Origin of the sequence: Aquabacterium sp., assembly GCF_004297345.1 — a bacterium.
Taxonomy (GTDB): Bacteria; Pseudomonadota; Gammaproteobacteria; order Burkholderiales; family Burkholderiaceae_C; genus Aquabacterium.
Genome location: NZ_SCTN01000418.1, coordinates 1 through 4,357, shown reverse-complemented (window position 1 = coordinate 4,357; position 4,357 = coordinate 1). Strand labels below are relative to the sequence as shown.

The 4,357-nt window shown below is 63.3% G+C and carries 4 protein-coding genes; 1 reads left to right on the top strand and 3 read right to left on the bottom strand.

The features are described 5' to 3' along the window. From dxs to EPO09_RS16170, 3 genes are all read right to left on the bottom strand, one after another. Window positions 1-1,546, bottom strand: a 1,546-nt coding sequence (gene dxs, locus EPO09_RS16180) for a 1-deoxy-D-xylulose-5-phosphate synthase (RefSeq protein ID WP_290644448.1), incomplete at its 3' end; no start/stop codon positions are given. A gap of 35 nt (window positions 1,547-1,581) precedes the next feature. Then, window positions 1,582-2,508, bottom strand: coding sequence for a polyprenyl synthetase family protein (locus tag EPO09_RS16175; RefSeq protein ID WP_290644446.1), 927 nt, complete (start codon window positions 2,506-2,508; stop codon window positions 1,582-1,584). Between the two features lie 58 nt (window positions 2,509-2,566). After that, window positions 2,567-2,812: an exodeoxyribonuclease VII small subunit gene (locus EPO09_RS16170; protein ID WP_290644444.1), complete on the bottom strand. Its 246-nt coding sequence runs from the start codon at window positions 2,810-2,812 to the stop codon at window positions 2,567-2,569. Between the two features lie 171 nt (window positions 2,813-2,983). Here EPO09_RS16170 and EPO09_RS16165 point away from each other — a divergent pair, with 171 nt between their 5' ends. Further along, window positions 2,984-3,949: a PEP-CTERM sorting domain-containing protein gene (locus EPO09_RS16165; protein ID WP_290644442.1), complete on the top strand. Its 966-nt coding sequence runs from the start codon at window positions 2,984-2,986 to the stop codon at window positions 3,947-3,949. The last annotated feature ends 408 nt before the right edge of the window (window positions 3,950-4,357 follow it).

Here is a 4,357-nt window from a genome sequence, read left to right as displayed (position 1 = left end):
TGGCCACGCGCAGACCGGCCGCAGTCTGCGTGCCTTGCAAGCGGATCTCGCCCTTGCCCCATGGCATCGGATCGAGATTGGTCGGCACAGGCACCCCTGCGCCCGCGCCACGCGGATAACGCACAGCCACAGGGTGGTTCTGCGCATAAGCCGCGCTCAAGGCCTGACGGCACTCAGCCTCATCGGCTGGCGCAATGAAGCTCATGTTGGGGATGCAACGCGTGAAAGCGATGTCGAACGCGCCCATGTGCGTGGCGCCGTCTGCGCCCACGATGCCAGCGCGGTCCAGCGCGAACACCACGGGCAGGTTCTGGATCGCCACGTCATGGATGAGCTGGTCGTACGCACGCTGCAGGAAGGTGGAATAGATCGCCACCACAGGCTTCAAGCCTTCGCAAGCCAGGCCAGCGGCGAAGGTCACAGCGTGCTGCTCGGCGATGCCCACGTCGAAATAGCGGCCAGGGTACTTCTGGTGGAACTCCACCATGCCGGAGCCTTCACGCATGGCCGGCGTGATGCCCACCAGGCGCGGATCGGCGGCGGCCATGTCGCACAGCCATTGGCCGAACACCTGCGTGAACGTGGGCTTGGGCGGCTCGGCACCAACTGGCGCCTTGACCAGGCCCACGGCAGGATCGAACTTGCCCGGCCCGTGGTACGCGATCGGATCGGCCTCGGCCAGCTTGTAGCCATAGCCCTTCTTGGTCACCACGTGCAGGAACTGCGGGCCTTCCAGATCACGCAGGTTTTCGAGTGTGGGAATCAGCGAATCCAGATCATGGCCATCAATCGGGCCCACATAGTTGAAGCCAAACTCTTCGAAGATCGTGGCCGGCACGACCATGCCCTTGGCGTGTTCTTCCAGCTTCTTGGCCAGCTCGAACAGCGGCGGCGCATTGCGCAGCATCTGCTTGGCGCTCTCACGTGCAGCCGTGTAGAAGCGGCCTGACATCAGGCGAGCCAGATAGCGATTGAGCGCCCCCACTGGCGGCGAGATCGACATGTCGTTGTCGTTGAGCACCACCAGCACATTGGGCATCTTGCCCGCATGCGGCACACCCGCGTTGTTCAAGGCTTCGAAGGCCATGCCGGCGGTCATCGCACCATCACCGATGATGGCCACGGCCTTGCGTGCTTCACCGCGCAGTTGCGCGCCCAGAGCCATGCCCAATGCGGCGGAAATCGAGGTGGACGAGTGCGCGGTACCGAAGGTGTCGTACTCGCTCTCATCACGACGCGGGAAGCCACTCATGCCGCCCATCTGGCGCAGCGAAGGCATGCGGTCACGCCGCCCCGTCAGAATCTTGTGCGGATAGGTCTGGTGACCCACGTCCCATACCAGACGATCTTCCGGCGTGTTGTAGACGTAGTGCAAGGCAATGGTCAGCTCGACCGTGCCCAGGTTGGACGACAGGTGACCGCCCGTGCGGGACACGCTGTGCAGCAGATAGTCGCGCAGTTCGTACGCCAGCTGTTTGAGCTCGGACCGGGACAGGTGCCGGATGTCGGCGGGCTTGTCGATCCTGGACAGCAGGGGGTAACTCATGTTGGGAGGTCCTTGAAGGGTATTCTTTTTAGTGATCAGTGATCGCGGTGCACGATGCGCTCGGCCAAGGCGGCCAAGGCAGCCGTATCGGCAGTGGGCAAACCGCTGCGGGCCAATGCGGCCAAGGCTTGCGTCAACAGGCCATCGGCTTCATCGCGGGCACCCTGCAAGCCCAGCAGGCTCACATAAGTTGGTTTATTGGCATCGGCGTCTTTGCCAGCCGTCTTGCCCAAGGTCTCGGAGCCTTGTGTTGCGTCCAGCACATCATCGACGATCTGGAAGGCCAACCCCATGGCATGACCATACTCGGTCAAGGCTTTCCAGGCGGCGCTGTCCGACTGCAGGCCAGCACAAGCCGCCCCCATCTGCACGCTGGCGCGCAGCAACGCGCCGGTCTTGCGCTGGTGCATGTCGCGCAAGGTTGCCTCATCCAGTGCGTGGCCCACACTGGCCAGGTCGATCGCCTGCCCGCCCGCCATGCCCGACTGGCCGGACGCGCGCGCCAGCAAACGGCACAAGCGCGCCTGCAAGACGGGATCGGCTACAGCACCCTCGTCCGCATCAGGGGTCAGCACTTCAAATGCCAGGGCCTGCATGGCGTCGCCCGCCAGCATGGCCTGCGCCTCGCCGAACTTCACGTGCACCGTAGGCTTGCCACGGCGCAGTACGTCGTTGTCCATGCAAGGCATGTCATCGTGAATCAGCGAATAGGCATGGATCAATTCCACAGCGCACGCGGCACGCAAGGCGGCATCACGGCCTTGCGCTGTGGCACCGGCACCCGCTGCGTCGGCTGCAGCTTGCACGAGCAAGGCACGCAGGCGCTTGCCACCGTCCAGCACACCGTAGCGCATGGCCTCACCCAGGCCAGCAGGTGCAGATGCAGGCACCCAATCGCTCAGGGCAGATTCCACGCTGGCCAGCACCGTGGCTGACCAGTCCTTGAATACTTCAGGGGACATCAGGCAATCTCCGTGCAACGCACTACGGGGCGAGCACCTTCGGTCGGCCGTGCGGCGCTCATGCCGCATCCCAGGGTTTGAGTTGCCCGTCTTCCAGCAACTTGACCTGCTCTTCCACCGCTTCCAGCCTGGTACGGCAGAACTGCAGCAACTGGGCGCCCCGCTGGTAGCTGGCCAGCAATTGGTCCAGGGGCAGTGCCCCGGCTTCCATCTTGCCGACAAGCTGCTCCAACTCAGCCAGCGCTTCTTCGTAGCTTGCGGGCGCGGGCAGGGTATCAGCGGTGGATTTGGCGGTTCTGGCCATGGTGTCGAATGAGGGGCCCGGGCAGGGGCAAACGCGTATTCTATTTCCTGCCGCCGACTTCTGGCGCACCCCGCACATGGATGCCACCCCCGTTGAGAGGGAGCGCGCGCCAGGCTTTTATTGGTATAAACCCGCAAACCAATCTACAAGCCTGATCAGAGGAAAGTCTTCATGCGTTCGTTCCACGCTGTCCTGAGTGCCATTGGCGCGGCCTTGTCCCTTGCTGCTACAGCAGCCCATGCCCAAGCCACCTTCACCTGGGGCCTGAGCGCCGAGGAAATGGCCTCGCAGACCTACAACTACGCCAGCGCACCCTCTCCCTATGACACCTTCACCACGGGTGGCGTTCAATCGGTGACATCGGGACAAGTGGCAGCTTCGGTCAATGCCTGGGCCGATCCCACGACCGGCATGTTCAAGTCCATCACCTCCGTGCAGATGAGTGGCGACACACCCATCAACATCGCCGAGTCCTACGCCCGGATGGACATCTACGACACGATCCGCCTGACCGGCCCTGGCGCCACAGCTCGTCTGACCATCACGCTGGATTACGACACCACCTTCGCCGGCCTGGGCATGACACCGTTTCAGCGCTACCAGCAGATCGACCACTTCATGCAGGCTGACTCGTCACGCTACGTGTCGGCCGAGTACACGGTAGCCAATCCTGACTTCGACCCCAACGCCACCTGCACCGACTATGGCTCGGACGGCATCAGCTGCCCGCTGGAAGCCATGCCCACGCTGACCAAGAGCCAGAGCGCCAGCAAGGACCTGTTCCGCGAATGGGCGCTGGGCGGCCCCAATGGCGTGTACAGCAATGGCGATGCTGAAAACGGGCGCTACACGGGCCAGACCGTGCTGACCTTCGATGCACCGACCAACACGGACATCGCGCTGAACTTCCAGCTCTACAACGGTTCGCGTTGCTTCCACCTGGCCAACTGCAGCCTGAGCACCGACGCCAGCCACTCAGACTACCTGGGCATCAAGCTGGAAGACGGCGTGTCCTTCACGTCGGCCAATGGCTACCAGTACCTGGGCGCCCCCTCCGCTGTGCCCGAGCCTTCGGCCCTGCTGTTGCTGAGCACCGGCGGCCTGTTGCTGCTGAACCTGCAACGCCGTCGCCGCTGAGACAAGGCCCCCCCAGACCGGGTGGGCGCACCACCCATTTGACCTGACGCAGAACCCGGCATTGGCCCTCGCTCCCCCTGAGGGTACAATTTCGGGCTTTCCCGCACCCTCTCGCCCGCAGGCACCAGCCCGCCACCGACAGGTTCAATGCCTTGTTGGTCTGGGTTTGGCATGCCGCTTGAGGCACAGCCATAGGGTTTGGGAAGTTTCAGGCCCCTGGCAAAGCCAGGGATTGTTCAAAGCCCTTGGTGCTGCCCTCAAGCCCAAGGGGGGTTGACATTGGTTTTTGGAGATCCTGGGGATCATGTCCGACCTGAGTTCCGCACTCAACGCTCTCAGCCGCAGCCACACACAGCTGCCCGTGTCCGTCTACTTCGACGAGTTGCTTTACAAGCAGGAGCTTGAGCG